This window comes from Vibrio sp. 10N.247.311.12, from assembly GCF_041467515.1.
Taxonomy (GTDB): Bacteria; Pseudomonadota; Gammaproteobacteria; order Enterobacterales; family Vibrionaceae; genus Vibrio; species Vibrio crassostreae_C.
The window spans coordinates 57,273-78,519 of the sequence record NZ_JBFSUV010000021.1; the positions used below are offsets into that span (position 1 = coordinate 57,273).

Consider the following 21,247-nt stretch of genomic DNA (forward strand, 5'->3'; position numbering starts at 1 on the left):
CGGCGATTATCTGTCGAAGATTTTAAGGATAGAAGTATGACTCAGTGGATAGCAGGACAGTGGGTGGCAGGTCAAGGTGACGCCATGACATCAGTAAGCCCATACAACAATGAAGTAGTGTGGCAGGGTGATAGCGCAACACCAGCGCAGGTTGAATCTGCAGTAGCAGCAGCTCGTGAAGCCTTCTTGGTTTGGAAAAAATTGAGCTTTGCAGAGCGTGAAGCGATCGTGTTGAACTTTGCTGAGAAGGTAAAAGAGAACAGCGAAGAGATTGCACAGATTATTGCAAAAGAGACGGGTAAACCGATTTGGGAAACTCGCACTGAAGCGGGCGCGATGGCGGGCAAGATCGCTATCTCTATTCGTGCATACCACGAGCGTACTGGTGAAGCTTCGCGTGAAGCGGCAGGTAACCAAATCGTACTGCGTCATCGTCCATTAGGTGTTATGGCTGTATTTGGCCCTTACAACTTCCCAGGTCACCTACCTAACGGTCATATTGTTCCAGCTCTGCTATCGGGCAACACCGTAGTATTCAAGCCTTCAGAGCAGACACCTTGGACGGGTGAATTCGCAATGAAGCTATGGCAAGAAGCGGGTCTTCCTGCTGGCGTAATCAACCTAGTGCAAGGCGCTAAAGAGACAGGTATCGCACTGGCTGATGCTAAAGGTCTTGATGGCGTGCTATTTACGGGTAGTGCGAATACTGGTCATATCCTGCATCGTCAATTCGCGGGCCAACCGGGCAAGATGCTGGCACTAGAAATGGGCGGCAACAACCCTATGGTGATCAGCGACCAATACGGTGATGCAGACGCAACGGTATACACTATCATCCAATCGGCGTTCATCAGTGCGGGTCAGCGTTGTACATGTGCTCGTCGCTTGTATGTGCCTGTTGGCGAGAAGGGCGATCTGCTTCTAGATAAACTGGTCGCAGCTACGCAAAAGATTCGTGTCGATCAGCCATTCGCTGAACCTGCACCTTTCATGGGCCCTCAGATCTCTGAAGCTGCAGCTAAATTTATTCTAGACGCGCAAGCTAATCTGCAATCGTTAGGTGGTGTCAGCCTAGTAGAAGCAAAAGCGGGTCAAGCGGCGTTTGTTTCTCCGGGCATTATCGATGCAACCAATATTGCTGACCTGCCAGATGAAGAGTACTTCGGTCCATTGCTGCAAGTGGTTCGTTACCAATCGCTAGAGCAAGCGGTCGAGTTAGCTAACGACACACGCTTTGGTTTGTCTGCAGGCCTTGTATCAACAGACGATTCTGAATGGGAATACTTCGTTGACCATATCCGTGCGGGTATTGTTAACCGTAACCGTCAGCTAACAGGCGCAAGTGGTGATGCACCGTTTGGTGGTCCGGGTGCTTCAGGCAACCTACGTCCAAGTGCTTACTACGCAGCTGACTACTGTGCTTACCCTATGGCTTCAATGGAAGGTGGCGAAACTCAACTACCAGCATCGTTTAGCCCAGGTATTGAGCTTTAATTTAGGCTAATGAGTCTTAGGCTCATTGGTTAAGCTTGAAACAGGGAAGTGGTGTTATCGCTTCCCTTTTCCATCACGTCCGACACCTAGATTGGGCGGTAGATAATAATAGAACAAGTATGTCACAGGCTGATGGCTGCTGACTCTGTGTCTCAGCCTCTCCCTTTCTAATCCAAATTACTAGCTTGCTAGAACCTCTGACAAGGAGTCACCATGACGCCCGATCTACTCTTTAAATCACTATGGGACGATTACATTCACAGGCTGTGTCCATCGGCTGAGAAAGTACATCACTTGCTGAAAGAAGATGAAGCGCTGATCAACGACCATATTGCACTGCGTACTTTTAATGTTGCCCCTCTCGGTATTGAAACACTAGCTAAGCCTTTCCTGGAACTGGGTTACAAGGCGTGTGGCGACTACCTGTTTGAGAGCAAGAAGCTAGTGGCTAAACACTACGAGCACCCAGACCCGAAGCAGCCAAAAGTGTTCATTAGTGAATTGAAGGTCGAAGAGTGTTCTAGTGAATTACAACAGATCGTTGCTAAGTTAGTTGAGCAGGTTGATGCAAGCAAGCTTCAAGGTCATGAGTTCTTGTTTGGTGGTCGCCAATGGGATTTGAGCTTCGCTGATTTCCAAGTACTAGCTAAAGAGAGCGAATACGCATCTTGGCTAGCGGCTCATGGATATGGTGCAAACCACTTTACGGTAAGTGTGAACCAGCTGAATAACTTTGATGAAGTGCAGGCGGTGAATGACTACCTGAGCGAGTCTGGCTTTACTATCAACGCATCTGGCGGTGAGGTTAAAGGCTCTCCAGAGGTCTTATTAGAGCAATCATCAACAATGGCAGACAAAGTCCCAGTTTCATTTGTTGAAGGCAATGAGATGATTCCTGGCGGCTTCTATGAGTTCGCTAAGCGTTATGCGATGGTCAACGGTGAGCTTTACACAGGTTTTGTGGCCGCATCGGCGGATAAGATCTTTGAGAGCACCAACGGTTAATAAAAGTTACGAGAACGGACTTATCCTAGATATGCGAGTACGCTTCGCTTCGAGGAAGTTTACAAACAGGATTTTGTGAGTTCTTCTCGTTTCTCGTATCTGTTCTATAGATCTTTAGAAAACAAAAAAGCCACCAAATTTGCATTTGGTGGCTTTCAAATTTTTGGCTCAGTTAATCGAGATTAACGAGTGCCGTATACCACGATAGTTTTACCGTGTGCAGAAATTAGGTTCTGCTCTTCTAGCATCTTCAAGATACGACCAACTGTCTCACGAGAACAACCAACGATCTGGCCAATCTCTTGGCGAGTGATCTTGATTTGCATGCCGTCAGGGTGAGTCATTGCATCTGGTTGTTTTGCTAGGTTTAGTAGCGTTTGTGCGATACGACCAGTTACGTCAAGGAACGCTAAGTCACCAACTTTTTGGCTAGTTACTTGTAGACGGTTTGCCATTTGCGCTGATAGACGCATTAGGATGTCTGGGTTCACTTGGATAAGTTGACGGAATTTCTTGAAAGAAATTTCAGCTACTTCACAAGGAGATTTTGCACGAACCCAAGCTGTACGCTCTTGGTCTTCTTCGAATAAGCCTAGCTCACCGATGAAGTCGCCTTGGTTTAGGTAAGAAAGAATCATTTCCTTACCTTCTTCGTCTTTGATAAGAACTGCCACAGAACCTTTAACAATGTAGTACAAGGTTTCTGCCTTTTCACCAGCATGAATCAAAGTACTTTTTGATGGGTACTTATGAATATGACAGTGTGAAAGGAACCACTCTAATGTTGGATCGGTTTGAGGTTTACCTAGAACCATAATATCTCACTTCCTCTGCAGGGTATGCTTGCCGCTTTCCGTATTTTAGCTAAGCCTGGATTGACTTGTAGGATAAGAGCACTCGTTGAGCGCTGCAAGCTATCTTGTGTTTCGTTTAAGAATAGTATCCTTTTTCAGGTACTATTTCTTGATTTTAATCGTGACCAAGCTACGATTTTTTACGCAAAATTGTGCACATGATCACGGTATGAAAAGTAATCAACCAGAATGGTGCTCTGTTAACCAATTTTTCCGGTTTCGATGAGTTGTTGTAGGATCGGCCTTACAATGAGCTCCATAGCAAAACTCATCTTCCCTCCTGGTACCACAAGCGTGTTGTGGCGAGACATAAATGAGCCATCAATCATAGCTAAAAGGTAAGGGAAATCGACGTTTTTGATGCCGCGCAAACGTATAACAACGAAGCTTTCGTCTAAACTTGGGATCCCTTTAGCGTTGAGAGGGTTAGATGTATCTACGGTTGGAACACGCTGAAAGTTGATGTGAGTACGCGAAAACTGAGGAGTAATGTAGTTAAGGTAATCATCCATCGAGCGAACAATCGAGTCCATTACTGCTTCACGAGAATGACCACGATCGCGTGTGTCGCGAACGAATTTCTGGATCCATTCTAAGTTGACGATAGGTACCATGCCGATCAGCAAGTCGACGTGTTGAGAAACATTGATATCGCCATCAACCACACCGCCGTGCAGGCCTTCGTAAAACATCACATCTGAATTTTCTGGGATCTCTTGCCATGGCGTAAAGGTGCCTGGCATTTGATTGTAAGGAACGGCTTCATCGAACGTGTGCAGGTAGCTACGTACCTTGCCTGTACCTTCGTTACCGTATTTACGGAAGAACTCTTCTAGCGCACCAAAGTCGTTGGCTTGTGGACCAAAGTAGCTGATGTGCTTACCTTGCTCGCGCGCTTTACGGATCTCGACATCCATCTCTGGGCGAGTGAAGCGATGGAAACTATCCCCTTCAACCCAAGCGGCCTTCACGTCCATCATATTGAACATTTTACGGAAGGCTTCTGAGGTGGTGGTGGTGCCGGCTCCAGATGAACCCGTCACCGCAATAATTGGATGTTTAGCGGACATGACAACCCTTGTCTTTTGAGTAACTTACTTGTTAGCAATCGTTTACCACTATAACACGGCTCCTTTATGAGCGCAGCTTAGAAGCGTTTTGTGACTTGAATATCAACGGTTTCATGGAGCTCAGAAAACACAATGCTGACTTCTCCTGAAGCTAATTGATGTTTCACTTGATCAATCTTGTTTTGCAGTGAAACCTCTACGTCGCCGTAGTCTGTGCCTTCACGCAGCACGAACTCTTTGATGAGGTTTTCCAGTGTCTCTGGCGCAATGTCTTGCCATGGGATGATCATAAATACTTCTCTCTTTTATGTTCATAAATAGGTTTATTGATGTAGAAATGCGTGTGCTTAGTATTGTTTTACTTCTATTTACTAAGGCTCGGTCATTATGCCGAATCTTGGATACTTTCATAGTAGGCAGGCAAGGCTTCTTCTAACCAAAACCTTGGCTTGAGTGTACTGCCAGTAATAAACCCAACATGGCCGCCTTTTTGAAACAGTCGATAATCGATGTTATCGGGCAGAACAAATTTTGGGATCACATCATCGGTCATGAAAGGGTCGTCTTTGGCATGAATGATCTGAGTCGGTAGTTTGATCTTATTGAGCTTAGGCAGAGCAGAACATTGCGCATAATAATCTTGGGCATTTTTGAAGCCGTGCAGAGGCGCAGTGATTCGTTCATCAAACTCATACAGTTTGGTGATGTTCTTGATGGCTTCAGCGGTGATGCCAAGTTTTTCCTGCAGCAGGTTAACCTTTTTTAGCGCATTCGATTTTAGAGAGTTGAGCAGGTACTTCTTATAGAGCTTGGAGAAACCACGCTCAATACGACTAGAGCAACACGCTAAGTCAAAAGGAGCAGATACGATGGTCGCCGCCGACAGCAATGGGTCGTCTGCGTACTCAGCCAAATAGTTCGCCAGCATGTTTCCACCTAAAGATATGCCAACCGCAACCTTAGGGTTATTCGGAAACTGGGCGTGCAGGTGTCTTAGAAAAAAGCGCGCATCTTCGACTTCACCTGAATGGTAAGCGCGAGCCAGGCGATTGGGTTTTCCGCTGCAGCCTCTGAAGTGCATCATCACGGACAACCAACCATCTTTAGCAAACGCATTCATTAATCCATTGGCATAAGGGCTCTCAAAGCTACCTTCTAAACCGTGGAATAGAACGAATATCGGCTTGCTACTGCGATCATTTTTATTTGAGGTGTCACCGTCTGGTGATTCGCTCCAAGCAAGATCAAGAAAGTCACCATCGGGTGTTTCTAAGGTTTGCCAGTGAGGATGAAACAGCGCCTGCTTCCTAATAAACCGTGGCACTAAGGTTTGTAAGTGCGGATTAGAGAGACCAGCAGCTGCGGTAAATATTGTCATAAAAACGATCCATGCTTCTTTATACGGGTTTTGATAACGTGTTGAGTTTGTAACGAAACGCCCACGTTTTTATTTGAGCTTGGTTGATTCTCGGCATAAGCGCAAGGCTTCACTTATACGAGATACAAAAACAGACTATGGGTAACCGTTTGAATAATATCAAGGTTAAGCTTGGATCTTGATTGAATAAAAGGGAAAGAGAACGAGCTAGGGCTGTGGTGCTGGTTCAGAAAAAGCGTCGCAGAGGTTTTCAGCCCCTAATAAACGACAGTACTGAAAAGTGAGCGGTGATTGCTGGTTAGCGTACAGTTGTAGGGAGTTTATACAGTCGACCAGATCGGACTGTTGTTGCTTTTCAAGCTGTAACTCAAACTTTAGCGCTTCACGGTATAGAGAGTCGACAACGTGTGCTTTGAGATGTTTACGTAGCTCTCGATAGCTATGAAGCAGGGTTTCAGAGCGGCTTAAACACTGTTGAACTTTATGCCACTCTTCTTCAGCAAAAGACAATTGCTGCTCATCAAGCCATTTGAGAAGCAGCAGTAGATTGACGTTGCCGTGGAACTGGTTTTGCAAAGCTAAGCACGCATCCTTTACACCGCGCACACTGTAATACTGAAGGCTAAATTGCCATAGTCGTTCCAGTGTTAGTGATATTGGGGCGTGCTCTGGGCTCATAAGCTATCCATATCCTGTTCCATCTGCTCAAGCTCTTCTTGAGTGGACATCCAATCCATTTCAACTTCTTCTAGCTGTGACTTACTGCTCGCTTGGAGAGCGAGTACTTTATTCAGTTTAGCCTTATTTTCAGCTTCATACAGTGATGTGTCGGATAATTCTTGCTCAGCTTCTTCAAGAGCCTGCGTTAATTTATCCATCTGCTTTTCAAATTGAGTGAGCTTTTTACGAAGTGGTGCCGTCAGTTTACGGAACTCGGCTTCTTTACGTTTCTGCTCTTTTTTCGCTGCTGCACTGTTGGCGCCGTCTTTGGCTGGTGCCAATGCTTGTGCTTCTTTGCGCTCAACTTTCTGCTGCTCGGTTAGCCACTTGTAGTAATCGCTTAAGTCACCATCAAACGGTGCGACTTGGCGGTCGTGTACAAGGTATAAATCATCGGTAGTCGCACGCAGTAGGTAACGGTCGTGCGATACGATAACCATTGCGCCTTCAAATGTCTGCAGGGCAAAAGTCAGCGCTTGACGCATGTCGAGATCCAAGTGGTTGGTTGGTTCATCGAGTAGCAACAGGTTTGGTTTTTGCCATACCAGTAGCGCTAATACTAAACGCGCTTTTTCACCACCTGAGAAGGGTGCTACTTTATCAAGTGCTTTTTCACCTTGGAAACCGAAGCTACCTAGGTAATCACGCAATTGTTGCTCGGTGTGTTTAGGGGCAATCTGCATCATGTGCTGCAGCGGTGTTTCTTCTGGGTGCAACGTTTCTAACTGGTGCTGTGCAAAGTAACCAATCTTAACGCCTTGCGAATAACTCAGTTCACCGCCTTGCTGTTTCAGTTCGCCAGAAAGCAGTTTAATCAGTGTTGATTTACCAGCGCCATTTCGGCCAAGCAAACCAATACGACTGCCCGGTACTAGGTTCAAGCGAATCTTTTCTAGAATCAGATTGTCATCATAGCCCGCTGATACTTCATCCATCATCATGATTGGGTTTGGTAGTGCGTCTGGTTCTCTAAATTCAAAGCTGAATGGGTTATCAAACTGAGCAGGCAGCACTTGTTCCATTTTCTCTAGCGCTTTAATACGGCTTTGCGCTTGGCGAGCCTTTGAAGCTTTGTAACGGAAACGGTCAATGTAGCTCTGCATGTGAGACATCTGTTTCTGCTGCTTTTGGTACATCGCTTGTTGCAGAATCAGTTTTTGCGCTCGTTGGGTTTCGAACGATGAGTAGTTACCCGTGTACTCATTGAGCTGTTGGTTTTCAACGTGCACGATGCGGTTGACGATAGGGTCTAAGAAGTCTCTATCGTGCGAGATAAGCACTAGCGTGCCAGGGTAGCTTTGTAACCAACGCTCTAGCCACATTACTGCGTCTAAATCCAAGTGGTTGGTAGGCTCATCGAGTAGCAGTAGGTCACTGCGACACAGTAGGGCTTGCGCTAGGTTCAAACGCATACGCCAACCACCTGAGAATTGAGTCAGGTTCCATGTCATTTGTTCTTGGCTAAAGCCTAGGCCATCCAGTAACTCGGCAGCACGTGCCTTTATGCTGTAACCACCAATGGTTTCAATCTTGCCGTGGATCTCTGCTACCAATGTGCCATTGTCGGCTTGTTCAGCTTTCTCTAGTTGATCTTCAAGGCCGCGGTATTCACGGTCACCATCAATCACGTATTCAATTGCTGTTCTTTCTAATGCAGGGGTTTCTTGAGCAACCCAAGCCATTTCCCAATGGGCAGGTTTGCTGAATGAGCCCGCATCAATAGACAGTTCGTCCTTAATTAAGGCGAATAGCGTAGATTTACCACAGCCGTTTTTACCAACCAAACCGATCTTGTCGCCAGGGTGAAAAGTCGCAGATGCTTGGTCGAGGAGTGGCTTACCGCCGCGTAGCAATTGAATATCAGAGAAAGTAATCATAATTGAAATAGCATAGAAATTAGAGGTGAACAGACGCCTGCATAGTAGGCTGAAACCAGATAAAAGTCGATCACAATGCAATTTGCGTTATGATGCCAATAACATATTAATAACTTTTGCTTAAATTCTTGTGGCCTTGCCACCGTTTAGCCCTCAAAGGAATGTTTCAAAGGAATGAGTAATACTCCCTCGACAGACAAAGTCGTGCCAAAGGTGTTGATCATCTACGCGCACCCAGAGCCGCAAACCTCTATTGCTAACCAGATGATGGTTAAGAAGGTAGAGTCGCTCGGTCATGTCAAAGTTCATGATCTCTACGCCATCTACCCTGACTTCTTTATTGATGTGCCTTATGAGCATGAATTGCTCCTTCAGTACGATGTGATCGTGTTTCAGCATCCTCTGTTCATGTATTCCTGTCCTTCATTGTTAAAAGAGTGGTTTGATCGCGTGTTAGGCAAGGGCTTTGCTTTTGGTGAGCAAAGTGCGCTTAAAGGCAAACACTGGCGCAGTGTGATTACTACCGGTGGTAAAGAAGAGGCGTTTGGTGCCGCAGGTTATAATAAATATCCATTACAAGAGATCTTGCAACCATTCGAGCTCACCGCTGCTTTGTGTCAAATGAACTGGATATCCCCTTTGGTTTTACACTGGGCACGAAATGTCACCGATATGACGCGTTACCAACACGCCGAAGCGTATCGAAATTGGTTGCGAGACCCGCTACAAGATATAGGAGCAGATGATGGCTCTGACTAATGATTTTCTACAAAGTAGCGTTATATTTTTAGCGGCTGCTGTGGTTGCGGTTCCTATCGCACAGCGCGCTGGTTTGGGTTCAGTCCTCGGTTACCTATTAGCAGGTGTGGCAATTGGCCCATGGGGGCTGGGCTTAATCAGTGATGTAGAGGCGATTCTGCACTTCTCCGAATTCGGGGTGGTACTGCTGCTCTTCCTGATTGGTTTAGAGCTTAACCCGAAAAAACTGTGGCAGATGCGAGCCCCCATTCTCGGGTTGGGCGGCGCGCAAGTGCTGATCACCACTCTAATTATTACCGCCATCGCCTGTCTATTTGGATTAACCTGGCAAACCAGTCTCGTGATAGGTATGGGTTTGGCGCTGTCTTCGACTGCGATTGCCTTGCGTGTTATTGAAGAGCGAGAGCTCGGCGGCAAAGAAGCAGGGCAGTCGGGCTTTGCAGTACTGCTTTTCCAAGATATCGCTGTTATTCCAATGCTAGCAATGTTGCCTCTACTTGCGGGTAATACCGGCGGTAGCTGGGCTGACATGCTGTGGATGCTGGGTGGCGTGATTGGCCTACTGGTCGGTGGCCACTTCTTGTTGAGACCACTTTTCCGATACGTAGTGATGAGTGGTGTGCGTGAGTTATTCACCGTCGCGGCGCTGTTACTTGTGATTGGTATTGCTGTGATCATGCAACGGATTGGCTTGTCGATGGCATTAGGTACCTTCCTAGCGGGCGTACTTCTGGCTGAAAGTGAATATCGACACGAGCTTGAGATCGCGATTGATCCATTCAAAGGTTTACTGCTTGGTCTGTTCTTTATCTCTGTGGGTATGGCGGTAAACCTAGGTCTACTGGCAGAAAGCCCATTCGCAATACTTATTGCAGTGTCGTCGCTAGTCGTATTGAAAGGTTTGGTGCTGTATGCGCTGGCTCGTATCTTCGGCACTCAAGCTAAAGCACGCAGCCGAATGGCGATGATCCTTAGCCAAGGTGGTGAGTTCGCTTTCGTTATTTTTACTGCGGCGAGTGCTCAAGGCATCTTAAGTGGCGAACAAGTGTCGTTCTTACTGGTGGTTGTGAGCCTTTCTATGGTGACCACGCCATTGATGCTTAAACTGCAAGACCGATTCTTTGCACGTCAGCTTAATCAAATCAGTGAAAGTGCGATGTCTTCGGATGTGGTTGATCGCAGCCCTCGAGTGATTATTGCGGGCTTTGGTCGTTTTGGTCAGATCATTGGTCGTCTGATGTATGCCAACAAGATTCGTATCACTGTCCTTGAAAGTGATGCCAGCCAAATACACATCCTTAGAAAGTTCGGCTACAAGGTGTTTTACGGAGACTCGACTCACCTAGAGCTATTACGCGCAGCCGGTGCTGATAAAGCAGAGGCGATTGTGTTGTGTACTGACTCCCCAGATGAAATCATGAAAACCGTCGATTTATGTAAGCAGCACTTCCCACGCTTAAAGATCTTGGCGCGTGCACGAAGCCGTGTTGAAGCGTATCAACTACTTAACCACGGTGTGAGTAACTATTCGCGTGAAACCTTCCTTGGAGCATTGGATTTAGGTCGTCAAACATTGACTGAACTTGGCATGCATCCATATAAAGCGAAGCGAGCAGAAGCACACTTTAGAAAGTTGGATAATGGTATGCTGAAAGAGTTGCTGCCTCAGCATAACGAAGATGCCGAGTTAGCCCAAAGAGCGAAAGAGGCTCGTAAAGAACTTGAAGAGATCTTTGGACACGAGATGGAAAACGATCACCAATCTCGAAACTATTGGCAGTAGCTTGAAGTGATAACTCATGCTTGAGCTTAGAAATAGAGCTTGGGCATAGAAATAACAGACTATAGAACTAACCTAATAATAAACGCGGTCTCTGCTTAACTTATCAATAAAGTGAGTGGGAAGAACCGCGAATCCAGAGCAGTAAAGGATATGAACGTGAAACAGAAAAAACGCTTTATCGCAGGGGCAAGCTGCCCAAGTTGCAACACTCAAGACACACTCCGTTGGTGGATTGAAAATAATATCGAGCTGGTGGAATGTGTCGATTGTGACTTCACAGAACAGCGTAAACCGAAAACTGTAGAGAAATCTGAACACGCGAATCAAGAAATGATCGGTATTTTTAAGCCAGAATGATTGAGTTTCGTTAATTGATCCCCATAATATCCCGGTACAGAATTTTTCCTAAGCTCAACTGTTCGAGCTTAGTCCAAACCTCCTTGGAGCTCTCATGAAAATTGAAAAGAACGTAGTAGTTAGTGTTGCATATCAAGTGAAACTTGAAGATGGCGTAGTAGTTGACCAATCAACTGCAGAAGCTCCACTAGATTACCTTCACGGTCACAACAACCTAATTACAGGTCTTGAAAAAGAGCTTGAAGGCAAAGTAGCTGGCGACAAGTTCTCAGCAACGGTTACTCCAGAAGACGCTTACGGCGAGCACAACGATGACTTAGTTCAACGTGTTCCTGCAGACGTATTCCAAGGTGTTGAGCAAATCGAAGTTGGCATGCGTTTCCTAGCTGATACTGACCAAGGTCCAATCCCAGTTGAAGTTACTGAAGTAGATGGCGACGAAGTTGTTGTTGATGGTAACCACATGCTAGCTGGCCAAACTCTAACGTTTGACGTTGAAGTTGTAGCGGTTCGTGAAGCGACTGAAGAAGAAGTTCAACACGGTCACGTACACCAAGAAGGCGGCTGTGGCGGTCACGACCACGATCATGACCACGAAGGCGGTTGCTGTGGTGGCGAAGGCCATGACCACGGTGAAGAGAAAAAAGACGGCTGCTGCGGCGGCGGTAGCTGTGGTTCTCACTAATACCGAATTAACGGTTTAGTTTAAGAATCTTGAAAGCCTCCCTTGTGGAGGCTTTTTGCGTTTAGGAGTCTCGCTTTTTGACCTCGCTTTTCTCTACCAAACTAAGTGTCCGCAAATCTAAGCATTCGTAAAAGTTTGGTTTTCGTTATCAGACATCGAACCATGGATGTGGTATTGATAGCACAACATTATAAGACGACGTCAGTGGAGAGTTTGCATGTCACAGCCTTTTTCAATTGCCATTCATGGTGGTGCAGGAACCATCTTACGAGAGCAAATGAGCGATGAATTAAAAACGGGTATCACCGAGGCTTTGGAAAAGTCAGTTTTAGCTGGTTATCAAGTACTGCAATCAGGTGGTGATGCGCTGGATGCAGTGGTTGCGTCAGTCAAGGTGATGGAAGACAGCCCGCATTTTAATGCCGGTAAAGGTTCGGTTCTGACTCATGATGAATTTGTTGAGATGGATGCTTCTGTTATGCATGGTCGCGAAATGGATGCGGGTGCGATTGCAGGCGTTCGCCATATCAAAAACCCAATTGAGCTTGCACGTGATGTGATGCGGAAAAGCGACCATGTGTTGCTGATTGGTGAAGGTGCCGAGAAGTTTGCGTTTGAGCATGACTACACCTTTACCGAGCAAGACTACTTCTTTACTGAGCGCCGCTATGACCAACTTCAGTCGATGAAAGAGAAAGGCATCTTTGCTCTGTCTGAAGCGAAATATGATCAGCAGCAAGCTGAGAAATACCCTGACGATAAAAAGTACGGCACGGTTGGTGCGGTCGCATTAGACCAAGCGGGTAACTTAGCGGCAGCAACCAGTACCGGTGGCGTGACCAATAAGAAATACGGTCGTGTGGGTGACTCTCCGATCATTGGTGCAGGAACCATCGCTGAAAATGGCAATGTTGCCGTCTCAACAACCGGGATGGGTGAGTTCTTCCTACGTAAAATGGTCGCCAGTGATGTCGCAGCACGAATGCGTTATCTGAAAGAAGATGTGCACACCGCTTGTGAAACGATCATTCAAGGTGAATTGAAAACCATGGGTGGAGAAGGTGGCTTGATCGCTATCGATGGCCAAGGCGATATACATTTTGGTATGAACAGCTCAGGAATGTATCGTGCAAGCGTTGATACTCAAGGTCGTGTTGAAGTGAAGATTTATGCCGACGACTAAGTTGGTATCGGCTTAATTGGCTTTAGCTTATTCACTGAGATGAAATAAACAAAAGGGCGACAGATAAGTATCTGTCGCCCTTTTAGTTTTCTATGTCCCGTCCTGAAATGTGTTTACACATTGAGGACGAGAAACTAACGATATGCGTCGTTAGATTTAATTGGTTATTTTGAACCGCACTTAATAGTGTGGAGGTGGCGTCTCTTCTGATGCGTCAGCTAGATTAGAGCCATCCATATTTTTTACTTTGCCAACCACGAACTTCATCTGATCTTGCATTCTCGTGATTAACATTTGTTGTTGGCTAAGCGCTTCATTGAGTTCTTCAATGGTCTGTTCTTGGAAAGCTAGCTGACACTCTAGGTCATTTACGCGGCTTTCTAGTTGTTCAACTCGCTTTTCTGTCATCGTTCTTAATCCACATTCCAAGCTTGGGCAATGCCCGCAGAGGTGCCCGATATCACACGGTTCTTATCATCAAAGGCTGCATCATACACTACCGCACGAGGAGGGCGAGCATCTTTTAGTGGCTCAGCATCGTGGCGAGAAATTCGTTTGCCATCCTGAGTATTCCACACACTCACTTGGCTGGATGGCGTGCCCGTCACCAACATGCTGCCGTCATCAGAAAAACGAGCACTCGAAAAAATCAACTGTCGAGACCAGCTTTGCAATTGCGCTTGAGGTTCGCCCGTTTCAAGATCCCAAATCATCGCTTGATTGCCGCCATCAGAGGTAAAAGCCAGTTCACCATCGCGTTGTAGCGCGACTCGTACTACTCTTTGTTCATGCTCAAAGGTGCGTAATACCAAGCCTGACTCGGTATCCCACAGGTAGGCTTTATAGTCGTTGCCACCTGATAATGCGTAGCGACCATTGGAAGAAAGGGAAACAGAATTCACTTTTTCTCGGTGAGCAAGGAACTCAAGACGGCGTCCGGTGACTAAGTCCACATAGATCGCTTTGCCATTAGACAGGCCAAGCAATACTTTTTCACCATTGCTAGAGATATCGACATCGCGAATTAAGCCATCGGAGATAGACCAAAGCCCTTGTGCTTGAGTCCAAGAGAGGTCCCAAACGGCGAAGTTCATCTGGCTTGCGGTAATGGCAAAGCGGCCATTGTCCGAGATACGGATACGCGATACTTGGTTTTCTAATTGATCTTGTGGGCCGAGTTGAGCTAACTCTTTGTTTTCGGCAAGGTCCCAAAGCAATAGTTGTTTTTTCTGAGAGTAGAGCAGGGCGAAGCGTCCATCTCTGCTAAGGGCAAAGCTGGTGGTACCATTGGGTTCAATTTCCCAACGTTGCTCATCATCTTGGAAGAAAAAACATCCATTTAACAAGGCGATGACAATTGTACATAGCAATGAGTGGAAAAATATTCGCATCACATCTAATAATCCGGTTTGTGTCGAAAGACATATGACTAGTATATTGTTATAACTAACGTATTCACACCAATCTAATCATTAGATTTGTGCACAATAACCAATGGCTTGGCCATTAATTGGAGAATTCAATGAAATCAGTTTTAAAAGTATCACTGCTTGCCGCAACGGTTATGCTAGCAGTTGGTTGTCAGAAAGAAGAACCAAAGGCAGAAGCTCCACAGGTTGAAGAAGTTAAAGTTGAAGCAGTAAACTTTAAAACAGAAGACGACAAAGCGGCATACGCAATCGGCGTATCTTTCGCTAACTACCTAAGCACAAGCATTGATAAGCCAAGCGAGCTAGGTATTAACCTAGACAAAGATATGGTTCTTCAAGGTATCGAAGACGTATTCGCAGAGAAAACTGCACTGAACGAAGAAGAAACTCGCGCAGCTCTTGAAGCTCTAGACAAGCGTGTTGCTGAAACGATGCAAGCACAAGCGGCAGAAAAATCTGCAGAAGTGAAGAAAGCCGGTGATGACTTCCGCGCTGAGTTCGCTAAAACTGAAGGCGTTAAGCAAACTGAATCTGGTCTACTTTACCAAGTAATGACTGCTGGTGAAGGTGCTTCTCCAAAAGACACTGATACGGTTCAAGTACACTACAAAGGTACTCTAACAGACGGTACTCAGTTCGACAGCTCTTACGATCGTGGTGAACCAGCAACATTCCCACTAAACCGCGTAATCCCAGGCTGGACTGAAGGCGTACAACTGATGCAAGTTGGTTCTAAGTACAAGTTCGTTATCCCGCCAGAGCTAGCATACGGTGAGCAAGACACACCGACTATCCCAGCTAACTCAACGCTAGTATTCGAAGTAGAACTACTAAACATCGATAACGCTGAAGCAGCTCCTGCACAGTAATATCGGTTAAAAGCCTCGTACTAAAATACGTTGATTGAATAAAAAGCCTAACTTTGAGTTAGGCTTTTTTTATGATTTGAAGATGAGTATTTGATTTTTAAACTTGTTCTAAATCACTAGTTGCAATGTTAGCTAGGTGTGCAATTAAAATTTTCTGATAAACTTACATAAATTTGTTGATTTTTCACACGAAGGTAAGGAATAAGTGACTACTACAGAAACAGTCAATGCAGATGTGTTACTTGAAATGGAATCAGTCCACGTTATGCCATTCAGTGAACACGATAAAATCATTCTAAGATCTTATGAGGCCGTTGTTGACGGTATTGCGAGCCTTATTGGTCCGTTTTGTGAAATCGTTTTGCACTCTTTAGAAGACCTCAATACTTCTGCGATTAAAATTGCCAACGGCGAAAATACAGGTCGTCAGGTTGGCTCGCCGATTACCGATCTTGCATTGAAGATGCTAAAAGATATTGAAGGTTCTAAGCGTAACTTCTCACGTTCATACTTCACTCGCGCTAAAGGCGGAGTGTTGATGAAGTCGATCACGGTTGCTATCCGCAACGGTGAAGACCGAGTGATTGGCCTACTGTGTATTAACGTGAATCTAGACGCGCCATTCTCACAAGTGCTGCAATCGTTCATGCCTACACAAGACGCAGACGAAGCCGCATCATCGGTTAACTTCGCTAGTGACGTTGAAGAACTTGTCGACCAAACGGTTGAACGCACCATTGAAGAAATTAACGCTGACAAATCGGTATCGAACAATACTAAGAACCGTCAGATCGTGATGGAGCTGTACGACAAAGGTATTTTCGATATTAAAGACGCGATCAACCGCGTTGCTGAGCGACTGAACATCTCTAAGCACACCGTGTACCTATACATCCGCCAACGTAAAACAGAGGATGAAGAGGGTTGCTAAGCTATACACTCCTAGTGAATGGGCCAGTCTATGGCTCACAGTCAGCAAGAAGTGCCTACCAGTTTGCCGTGGCTCTGATTAAACAGGGCCACAAACTTCACAGTGTGTTCTTCTATCAAGATGGCGTGAGTAACGGCTCAGACCTTACCGTACCGGCTAACGATGAATTTGATTTAGCTTCTGCTTGGCAAAAGCTGGCTGATGAACACGATGTTAGCCTTGAAACCTGTGTGGCAGCTGCGCTAAGACGCGGAGTGATTAGCTCTGAAGAAGCAGAGCAACATCAACTAAGTGCCTCTAACCTAGCCACTGGATTTACTCAAGCCGGATTAGGGAGCTTATCGGAAGCGCTACTAACGCAAGATAGGGTTGTGCAGTTTTGAGAAAGTTAGCCTTTATATTTAACAGTTTCCCTCATACGACCGCTGCGGGTAGAGAAGGGTTAGACGCCCTGCTTGCTGCGTCCGCATATAGTGAAGACATTGCCGTGTTCTTTGTTGGCGATGGCGTGACACAGCTTCTCAAAGCGCAGCAGCCCGACGAAACACTATCGCGTGACTACATCTCTGCATTCAAGCTTATGGACCTGTACGACATCGAACAGGTGTATGTGTGTCAGCGTAGTCTGAGTCAGTTTGGTCTTTCAGCAGACAACCTGCTGATCGATGTGACCACCGTTGAAGCCGACGAGTTAACGCAGAAGTTAGCTCAGTGCCAACAGATACTGACTTTCTAGGGGACGCTATGCTTCATATTGTAAAATCAGTCGACAAACTTAAACTCGCATTGACCTATTCTCAGCCACAAGATCAGTATCTTTTGGTGGAAGATGCGGTGTATGTTTGCCTTCCCAATCATGAGTTATTCACTCAAATCTGCGCAGTAGAGCAGGTGTCGGTGTTAAAACCAGATCTCGATAGCCGAGGTTTACAACTACTTGTCTCAAGTACCATTGATCAAGTTGACTTCGATGGCTTCGTTAAACTGACGGTTTTGAACGACAAATCAGTCACTTGGTAGCTGTGTTTTATCAGTTTGGTTAAAAGTAGACCATCCTGAGCTCTAGACGGCTAAAAAAGATCTGTATATTTCTTGACACACCTCCCACTGCTGAATAGAATTTTGCGTCCCTAATTACGACTTGTGATTAGGGATAGATTTTTCACAAAGCTTACTTTCAAGTAAATTTCAGGAGCTAGTTAATGGCAACTATTAACCAGTTGGTTCGCAAACCTCGTGTAAAGCAAGTTGTTAAAAGCAACGTGCCTGCACTAGAAGCGTGCCCACAAAAACGTGGTGTATGTACTCGTGTTTACACTACTACACCTAAAAAACCTAACTCGGCACTACGTAAAGTATGTCGTGTACGTCTAACTAACGGTTTCGAAGTAACTTCGTACATCGGCGGTGAAGGCCACAACCTACAAGAGCACAGTGTTGTACTAATCCGTGGCGGTCGTGTAAAAGACCTTCCGGGTGTTCGTTACCACACTGTTCGCGGCGCACTTGACTGTGCTGGCGTTAACGACCGTAAACAAGGTCGTTCTAAGTACGGTGTGAAACGTCCTAAGTCTTAATTGATTCTCTTTTTTAAAAAGAAATCGTTAAGTAAGGCCAAACACTATTTTATTTATTATTCTGAAAAGTTTTGGAAAAAACCTGAAGAAGACAACGGAGAATATCCATGCCACGTCGTCGCGTAATAGGTCAGCGTAAGATCCTTCCAGATCCTAAGTTCAAATCTGAATTGCTGGCAAAATTCGTTAACATCCTTATGGTTGACGGAAAGAAATCTACTGCAGAAAAAATCGTTTACACTGCACTAGATTCAATGGCTGAGAAGTCTGGTAAAGACCACTTAGCTGTATTTGAAGAAGCTCTTGAAAATGTTCGCCCAGCGGTAGAAGTTAAATCTCGCCGTGTAGGTGGTTCAACTTACCAAGTACCTGTAGAAGTTCGTCCGGTTCGCCGTAACGCTCTTGCTATGCGTTGGGTAGTTGAAGCTGCGCGTAAGCGTGGTGAAAAATCTATGGCTCAACGCCTAGCTGCTGAAATGCTAGACGCGTCTGAGAACAAAGGTACTGCGGTTAAGAAACGTGAAGACGTTCACCGCATGGCTGACGCAAACAAAGCGTTCGCACATTACCGTTGGTAATACCTTTTTAGTGCTGCAAGGTTCCTTGCAGCACTTCTTTAGTTCCTATGCTTATGCTAGGAACTATTGCTATTTCTAGGGCAAGCAATTTTTAGCGAAGCATCGCTTTTAAGGCATAATCTAGACATAGCAATAGTCCCTAAGTCTCTAATAAGAGGATTCAACCGTGGCTCGTAAAACTCCTATAGAGCAATACCGTAATATCGGTATCGTTGCTCACGTAGATGCAGGTAAAACAACCACAAGTGAACGTATTCTGTTCTATACCGGTCTTTCTCACAAAATCGGCGAAGTTCACGATGGTGCAGCAACCATGGACTGGATGGAGCAAGAGCAAGAGCGCGGTATTACGATCACTTCAGCAGCAACCACTACGTTTTGGCGTGGTATGGAAGCTCAGTTCTCGGACCACCGTATCAACATCATCGACACTCCTGGACACGTTGACTTCACAATCGAAGTAGAACGTTCTTTGCGTGTACTTGATGGTGCAGTTGTTGTGTTCTGTGGCTCATCTGGTGTTGAACCTCAGTCAGAGACAGTATGGCGTCAAGCTGATAAGTACCAAGTTCCACGTATGGTTTTCGTTAATAAAATGGACCGTACCGGCGCAGACTTCTTGCGCGTAGTTGAACAGATCAAGGACCGCTTAGGCGCAACTCCTGTTCCAATTCAACTGAACATTGGTGCTGAAGAAAACTTCCAAGGCGTTGTCGATCTTATCAAGATGAAGGCAATTAACTGGAACGAAGCTGACCAAGGCATGACTTTCACGTACGAAGATATTCCTGCAGACATGCAAGAAATGGCTGAAGAATATCGTACAGAACTTGTTGAAGCTGCTGCAGAAGCAAATGAAGAGCTGATGGATAAGTACCTTGAAGAAGGTGAACTAACAGAAGCTGAAATCAAACAAGGTCTTCGTACTCGTACCCTTAATAATGAAATTGTACTTGCTACTTGTGGTAGTGCATTCAAAAACAAAGGTGTACAAGCTGTTCTAGATGCAGTTGTTGATTTCCTTCCTTCTCCAGTCGATGTGCCTGCAATTAAAGGTATCGATGAAGACGAGAATGAAGCAGAGCGTCACGCGGACGACAAAGAACCGTTCTCAGCGCTAGCATTTAAGATCGCAACAGACCCATTTGTTGGTACTCTTACCTTCATCCGTGTTTACTCTGGTGTTGTAGAAAGCGGTAAAACTGCTTACAACTCTGTGAAGAAACAACGTGAACGCTTAGGTCGCATTGTTCAAATGCACTCAAACAAGCGTGAAGAAGTAAAAGAAGTACGAGCAGGTGACATCGCAGCCATCATTGGTCTGAAAGATGTAACTACTGGTGAAACCCTTTGTGACCAGAACCATAAGATTGTTCTTGAGCGCATGGAGTTCCCAGACCCAGTTATTCAGATCGTTGTAGAGCCAAGCTCTCAAGCTGATCAAGATAAAATGACTATCGCTCTAGGTAAACTAGCAGCGGAAGACCCATCGTTCCGCGTTGATATGGATGCGGAAACTGGCCAGACTCTGATTTCTGGTATGGGTGAACTACACTTAGATATCATCGTTGACCGTATGAAGCGCGAATTTAGCGTGAACTGCAACGTTGGTAACCCGCAAGTGGCTTACCGTGAGACTATTCGTGGTACAGCGAAAGCGGAAGGTAAATTTATCCGTGAACATGGTGGTAAAGGTCAGTACGGTCACGTATGGCTGAAACTAGAACCATCAGAAGCTGGCGAAGGCTTTGTCTTTGTGGATGAAATTGCCAATGGTATCGTACCGAAAGAGTTTATCGCTTCAGTTGCTAAAGGCGTTGAAGAGCAGATGAACAATGGTGTGCTTGCTGGCTATCCAGTTTTGGATATCAAAGCTACACTATATGATGGTTCTTACCATGAAACAGATTCAAGTGAGATGGCGTTTACAATCGCTGCCTCTATGGCTTTCAGAACGGGTGCACTTGAAGCGCAACCGGTTCTGCTTGAGCCTATGATGAAAGTTGAAGTAACTACTCCAGAAGACTGGATGGGTGACGTTGTTGGCGATATTAACCGTCGTCGCGGCATCATCGAAGGTATGGACGAGGGGACAGCTGGCCTGAAGATAATTCGTGCACAAGTTCCGTTGTCTGTCATGTTCGGTTACGCAACTGATTTACGTTCTGCGACACAAGGTCGTGCTTCTTACTCTATGGAGTTTAGTGAGTACGCTGAAGTGCCTAACAATGTTGCAAAAGCAATCATTGCAGAGCGTGGTTAAACAAAAGGAAGGCATTTTTTTTCATTTTTTGAAAGAACAATGCGTCCAAATATTGCGCTAACGAGAGTTGGCGCATAAAATAGCAATTTCTGGCGCGTCTCGCTCAATAATGAACGTGGCGAATCATAACTAGGAAGGAACACGATTGTGTCTAAAGAAAAATTTGAACGTACGAAACCGCACGTAAACGTTGGTACTATCGGCCACGTTGACCACGGTAAAACAACTCTAACTGCTGCTATCTGTACTACTCTTGCAAAAGTATACGGCGGTGTTGCTAAAGATTTCGCATCTATCGATAACGCTCCAGAAGAGCGTGAGCGCGGTATCACAATCGCAACTTCTCACGTTGAGTACGACACTCCAGCACGTCACTACGCACACGTAGACTGTCCAGGACACGCGGATTATGTTAAAAACATGATCACTGGTGC

24 protein-coding genes are annotated in these 21,247 nt (G+C 45.7%); 16 read left to right on the forward strand and 8 right to left on the reverse strand.

What is annotated here, in order from left to right:
- Positions 1-36 precede the first annotated feature (36 nt).
- A complete protein-coding gene (astD, locus tag AB6E30_RS11205) occupies positions 37-1,494 on the forward strand; it encodes a succinylglutamate-semialdehyde dehydrogenase (RefSeq protein WP_048662992.1) in 1,458 nt (485 codons plus the stop codon).
- Positions 1,495-1,707: 213 nt separating this feature from the next.
- Positions 1,708-2,499, forward strand: coding sequence for a DUF1338 domain-containing protein (locus AB6E30_RS11210; RefSeq protein ID WP_048659154.1), 792 nt, complete (start codon positions 1,708-1,710; stop codon positions 2,497-2,499).
- Between the two features lie 182 nt (positions 2,500-2,681).
- Here AB6E30_RS11210 and crp read toward each other — a convergent pair whose 3' ends face one another.
- The 6 genes from crp to AB6E30_RS11240 form a co-directional block, all read right to left on the reverse strand.
- On the reverse strand, positions 2,682-3,314 hold the full coding sequence (crp, locus tag AB6E30_RS11215) for a cAMP-activated global transcriptional regulator CRP (RefSeq protein WP_004729651.1): 633 nt from the start codon (positions 3,312-3,314) through the stop codon (positions 2,682-2,684).
- Between the two features lie 239 nt (positions 3,315-3,553).
- Positions 3,554-4,423 (reverse strand): phosphoribulokinase, encoded by an 870-nt coding sequence (locus AB6E30_RS11220; protein ID WP_010435210.1) that lies wholly within the window; start codon positions 4,421-4,423, stop codon positions 3,554-3,556.
- A gap of 77 nt (positions 4,424-4,500) precedes the next feature.
- Positions 4,501-4,713, reverse strand: coding sequence for a YheU family protein (locus AB6E30_RS11225; protein WP_010435208.1), 213 nt, complete (start codon positions 4,711-4,713; stop codon positions 4,501-4,503).
- A 95-nt stretch (positions 4,714-4,808) separates the two neighbouring features.
- Complete coding sequence (locus AB6E30_RS11230; protein WP_019825349.1) at positions 4,809-5,801, reverse strand: hydrolase; 993 nt, start codon at positions 5,799-5,801, stop codon at positions 4,809-4,811.
- 207 nt (positions 5,802-6,008) lie between these two features.
- Complete coding sequence (locus AB6E30_RS11235; protein ID WP_017066206.1) at positions 6,009-6,479, reverse strand: TIGR02444 family protein; 471 nt, start codon at positions 6,477-6,479, stop codon at positions 6,009-6,011.
- The gene (locus AB6E30_RS11240) at positions 6,476-8,398 is read right to left on the reverse strand and encodes an ABC transporter ATP-binding protein (protein WP_017061112.1); all 1,923 of its coding nucleotides are present in this window, start codon (positions 8,396-8,398) and stop codon (positions 6,476-6,478) included. Before AB6E30_RS11240 ends, AB6E30_RS11235 begins: the two co-directional genes overlap by 4 nt.
- A 174-nt stretch (positions 8,399-8,572) precedes the next feature.
- Here AB6E30_RS11240 and kefG point away from each other — a divergent pair, with 174 nt between their 5' ends.
- The 5 genes from kefG to AB6E30_RS11265 all read left to right on the forward strand — a co-directional run bounded on the left by kefG (position 8,573) and on the right by AB6E30_RS11265 (position 13,165).
- On the forward strand, positions 8,573-9,157 hold the full coding sequence (gene kefG, locus AB6E30_RS11245) for a glutathione-regulated potassium-efflux system ancillary protein KefG (RefSeq protein ID WP_017061111.1): 585 nt from the start codon (positions 8,573-8,575) through the stop codon (positions 9,155-9,157).
- On the forward strand, positions 9,144-10,940 hold the full coding sequence (gene kefB / locus AB6E30_RS11250; protein ID WP_017063703.1) for a glutathione-regulated potassium-efflux system protein KefB: 1,797 nt from the start codon (positions 9,144-9,146) through the stop codon (positions 10,938-10,940). The genes kefG and kefB overlap by 14 nt, the downstream gene beginning before the upstream one ends.
- A gap of 156 nt (positions 10,941-11,096) precedes the next feature.
- Positions 11,097-11,297 (forward strand): YheV family putative zinc ribbon protein, encoded by a 201-nt coding sequence (locus AB6E30_RS11255; protein WP_029235422.1) that lies wholly within the window; start codon positions 11,097-11,099, stop codon positions 11,295-11,297.
- Between the two features lie 94 nt (positions 11,298-11,391).
- Entirely contained in the window at positions 11,392-11,982 is a 591-nt protein-coding gene (gene slyD, locus AB6E30_RS11260) for a peptidylprolyl isomerase (RefSeq protein ID WP_017063705.1), read from the forward strand.
- 217 nt (positions 11,983-12,199) lie between these two features.
- The gene (locus AB6E30_RS11265) at positions 12,200-13,165 is read left to right on the forward strand and encodes an isoaspartyl peptidase/L-asparaginase family protein (protein WP_372103629.1); all 966 of its coding nucleotides are present in this window, start codon (positions 12,200-12,202) and stop codon (positions 13,163-13,165) included.
- 180 nt (positions 13,166-13,345) lie between these two features.
- On the opposite strand, the gene AB6E30_RS11270 is transcribed toward AB6E30_RS11265, so the two are convergent.
- Together AB6E30_RS11270 and AB6E30_RS11275 are read right to left on the reverse strand one after the other, a co-directional pair.
- Complete coding sequence (locus tag AB6E30_RS11270; protein ID WP_009848930.1) at positions 13,346-13,573, reverse strand: SlyX family protein; 228 nt, start codon at positions 13,571-13,573, stop codon at positions 13,346-13,348.
- Positions 13,574-13,578: 5 nt separating this feature from the next.
- The gene (locus tag AB6E30_RS11275; RefSeq protein WP_372083272.1) at positions 13,579-14,556 is read right to left on the reverse strand and encodes a WD40 repeat domain-containing protein; all 978 of its coding nucleotides are present in this window, start codon (positions 14,554-14,556) and stop codon (positions 13,579-13,581) included.
- 131 nt (positions 14,557-14,687) lie between these two features.
- Between AB6E30_RS11275 and fkpA the strand changes: the two genes are divergently transcribed.
- The 9 genes from fkpA to AB6E30_RS11320 form a co-directional block, all read left to right on the forward strand.
- Positions 14,688-15,464 carry an FKBP-type peptidyl-prolyl cis-trans isomerase gene (fkpA, locus tag AB6E30_RS11280; RefSeq protein WP_017061105.1) on the forward strand — a complete coding sequence of 259 codons (777 nt, stop codon included), beginning with the start codon at positions 14,688-14,690 and terminating at the stop codon, positions 15,462-15,464.
- A gap of 205 nt (positions 15,465-15,669) precedes the next feature.
- Positions 15,670-16,395, forward strand: coding sequence for a transcriptional regulator (locus AB6E30_RS11285; RefSeq protein ID WP_004729851.1), 726 nt, complete (start codon positions 15,670-15,672; stop codon positions 16,393-16,395).
- On the forward strand, positions 16,389-16,778 hold the full coding sequence (tusD, locus tag AB6E30_RS11290) for a sulfurtransferase complex subunit TusD (protein WP_017063709.1): 390 nt from the start codon (positions 16,389-16,391) through the stop codon (positions 16,776-16,778). Before AB6E30_RS11285 ends, tusD begins: the two co-directional genes overlap by 7 nt.
- Complete coding sequence (tusC, locus tag AB6E30_RS11295) at positions 16,775-17,131, forward strand: sulfurtransferase complex subunit TusC (protein WP_017063710.1); 357 nt, start codon at positions 16,775-16,777, stop codon at positions 17,129-17,131. Before tusD ends, tusC begins: the two co-directional genes overlap by 4 nt.
- A gap of 8 nt (positions 17,132-17,139) precedes the next feature.
- Positions 17,140-17,415, forward strand: a complete 276-nt coding sequence (tusB, locus tag AB6E30_RS11300; protein ID WP_017063711.1) for a sulfurtransferase complex subunit TusB — start codon at positions 17,140-17,142, stop codon at positions 17,413-17,415.
- A 182-nt stretch (positions 17,416-17,597) separates the two neighbouring features.
- A complete protein-coding gene (gene rpsL / locus AB6E30_RS11305; RefSeq protein ID WP_004737194.1) occupies positions 17,598-17,972 on the forward strand; it encodes a 30S ribosomal protein S12 in 375 nt (124 codons plus the stop codon).
- Positions 17,973-18,079: 107 nt separating this feature from the next.
- A complete protein-coding gene (gene rpsG / locus AB6E30_RS11310) occupies positions 18,080-18,550 on the forward strand; it encodes a 30S ribosomal protein S7 (protein WP_010435163.1) in 471 nt (156 codons plus the stop codon).
- A gap of 166 nt (positions 18,551-18,716) precedes the next feature.
- Complete coding sequence (fusA, locus tag AB6E30_RS11315) at positions 18,717-20,813, forward strand: elongation factor G (RefSeq protein WP_017061101.1); 2,097 nt, start codon at positions 18,717-18,719, stop codon at positions 20,811-20,813.
- A gap of 147 nt (positions 20,814-20,960) precedes the next feature.
- Positions 20,961-21,247, forward strand: a 287-nt coding sequence (locus AB6E30_RS11320; RefSeq protein WP_240698135.1) for a GTP-binding protein, incomplete at its 3' end; no start/stop codon positions are given.

Coding starts and splice junctions, on each gene's coding strand:
- astD (WP_048662992.1), top strand. CDS start 37: ATGACTCAGTGGATAGCAGGACAGTGGGTGGCAGGTCAAGGTGACGCC.
- AB6E30_RS11210 (WP_048659154.1), top strand. CDS start 1,708: ATGACGCCCGATCTACTCTTTAAATCACTATGGGACGATTACATTCAC.
- crp (WP_004729651.1), bottom strand. CDS start 3,314: ATGGTTCTAGGTAAACCTCAAACCGATCCAACATTAGAGTGGTTCCTT.
- AB6E30_RS11220 (WP_010435210.1), bottom strand. CDS start 4,423: ATGTCCGCTAAACATCCAATTATTGCGGTGACGGGTTCATCTGGAGCC.
- AB6E30_RS11225 (WP_010435208.1), bottom strand. CDS start 4,713: ATGATCATCCCATGGCAAGACATTGCGCCAGAGACACTGGAAAACCTC.
- AB6E30_RS11230 (WP_019825349.1), bottom strand. CDS start 5,801: ATGACAATATTTACCGCAGCTGCTGGTCTCTCTAATCCGCACTTACAA.
- AB6E30_RS11235 (WP_017066206.1), bottom strand. CDS start 6,479: ATGAGCCCAGAGCACGCCCCAATATCACTAACACTGGAACGACTATGG.
- AB6E30_RS11240 (WP_017061112.1), bottom strand. CDS start 8,398: ATGATTACTTTCTCTGATATTCAATTGCTACGCGGCGGTAAGCCACTC.
- kefG (WP_017061111.1), top strand. CDS start 8,573: ATGAGTAATACTCCCTCGACAGACAAAGTCGTGCCAAAGGTGTTGATC.
- kefB (WP_017063703.1), top strand. CDS start 9,144: ATGGCTCTGACTAATGATTTTCTACAAAGTAGCGTTATATTTTTAGCG.
- slyD (WP_017063705.1), top strand. CDS start 11,392: ATGAAAATTGAAAAGAACGTAGTAGTTAGTGTTGCATATCAAGTGAAA.
- AB6E30_RS11265 (WP_372103629.1), top strand. CDS start 12,200: ATGTCACAGCCTTTTTCAATTGCCATTCATGGTGGTGCAGGAACCATC.
- AB6E30_RS11270 (WP_009848930.1), bottom strand. CDS start 13,573: ATGACAGAAAAGCGAGTTGAACAACTAGAAAGCCGCGTAAATGACCTA.
- AB6E30_RS11275 (WP_372083272.1), bottom strand. CDS start 14,556: ATGCGAATATTTTTCCACTCATTGCTATGTACAATTGTCATCGCCTTG.
- fkpA (WP_017061105.1), top strand. CDS start 14,688: ATGAAATCAGTTTTAAAAGTATCACTGCTTGCCGCAACGGTTATGCTA.
- tusB (WP_017063711.1), top strand. CDS start 17,140: ATGCTTCATATTGTAAAATCAGTCGACAAACTTAAACTCGCATTGACC.
- rpsL (WP_004737194.1), top strand. CDS start 17,598: ATGGCAACTATTAACCAGTTGGTTCGCAAACCTCGTGTAAAGCAAGTT.
- rpsG (WP_010435163.1), top strand. CDS start 18,080: ATGCCACGTCGTCGCGTAATAGGTCAGCGTAAGATCCTTCCAGATCCT.